The organism is Streptomyces anandii JCM 4720 (genome assembly GCF_014650655.1).
GTDB classification, from domain to species: domain Bacteria; phylum Actinomycetota; class Actinomycetes; order Streptomycetales; family Streptomycetaceae; genus Streptomyces; species Streptomyces anandii.
In genome coordinates this window covers 518-1888 of the sequence record NZ_BMVJ01000016.1, presented here as the reverse complement: position 1 = coordinate 1888, position 1371 = coordinate 518, and the positions used below count along the sequence as shown (strand labels likewise).

The 1371-nt window shown below is 57.3% G+C and carries 1 rRNA gene (running past both ends of the window); it reads right to left on the bottom strand.

The features are described 5' to 3' along the window. Positions 1–1371, bottom strand: a 23S ribosomal RNA gene (locus IE249_RS25260) (it extends past both window edges: 1436 nt to the left, 463 nt to the right).

Here is a 1371-nt window from a genome sequence, read left to right as displayed (position 1 = left end):
CATGAAACTCGCTAGAGGCTTTTCTCGACAGCATAGGATCATCCACTTCACCACAATCGGCTCGGCATCAGGTCTCAGACACAAGGTGTGCGGATTTGCCTACACACCGTCCTACACCCTTACCCCGGGACAACCACCGCCCGGGATGGACTACCTTCCTGCGTCACCCCATCACTCACCTACTACCAGCTCGGGTCACCGGCTCCACCACTCCGACCTCGTCCGAAGACTCAGCCGGCGGCTTCACGGGCTTAGCATCACTGGATTCGATGTTTGACGCTTCACAGCGGGTACCGGAATATCAACCGGTTATCCATCGACTACGCCTGTCGGCCTCGCCTTAGGTCCCGACTTACCCTGGGCAGATCAGCTTGACCCAGGAACCCTTAGTCAATCGGCGCACACGTTTCTCACGTGTGAATCGCTACTCATGCCTGCATTCTCACTCGTCAACCGTCCACGACTACCTTCCAGTGCCGCTTCACCCGGCAGACGACGCTCCCCTACCCATCACAGCACCCGTTGGGGCTTCTGCTGCAATGACACGACTTCGGCGGTACGCTTGAGCCCCGCTACATTGTCGGCGCGGAATCACTAGACCAGTGAGCTATTACGCACTCTTTCAAGGGTGGCTGCTTCTAAGCCAACCTCCTGGTTGTCTCTGCGACTCCACATCCTTTCCCACTTAGCGTACGCTTAGGGGCCTTAGTCGATGCTCTGGGCTGTTTCCCTCTCGACCATGGAGCTTATCCCCCACAGTCTCACTGCCGCGCTCTCACTTACCGGCATTCGGAGTTTGGCTAAGGTCAGTAACCCGGTAGGGCCCATCGCCTATCCAGTGCTCTACCTCCGGCAAGAAACACACGACGCTGCACCTAAATGCATTTCGGGGAGAACCAGCTATCACGGAGTTTGATTGGCCTTTCACCCCTAACCACAGGTCATCCCCCAGGTTTTCAACCCTGGTGGGTTCGGTCCTCCACGAAGTCTTACCTCCGCTTCAACCTGCCCATGGCTAGATCACTCCGCTTCGGGTCTTGAGCGTGCTACTGAACCGCCCTGTTCGGACTCGCTTTCGCTACGGCTACCCCACCCGGGTTAACCTCGCAACACACCGCAAACTCGCAGGCTCATTCTTCAAAAGGCACGCAGTCACGAGACACCAGCAAGCTGATGTCCGACGCTCCCACGGCTTGTAGGCACACGGTTTCAGGTACTATTTCACTCCCCTCCCGGGGTACTTTTCACCATTCCCTCACGGTACTATCCGCTATCGGTCACCAGGGAATATTTAGGCTTAGCGGGTGGTCCCGCCAGATTCACACGGGATTTCTCGGGCCCCGTGCTACTTGGGTGTCTCTCAAGCAAGCC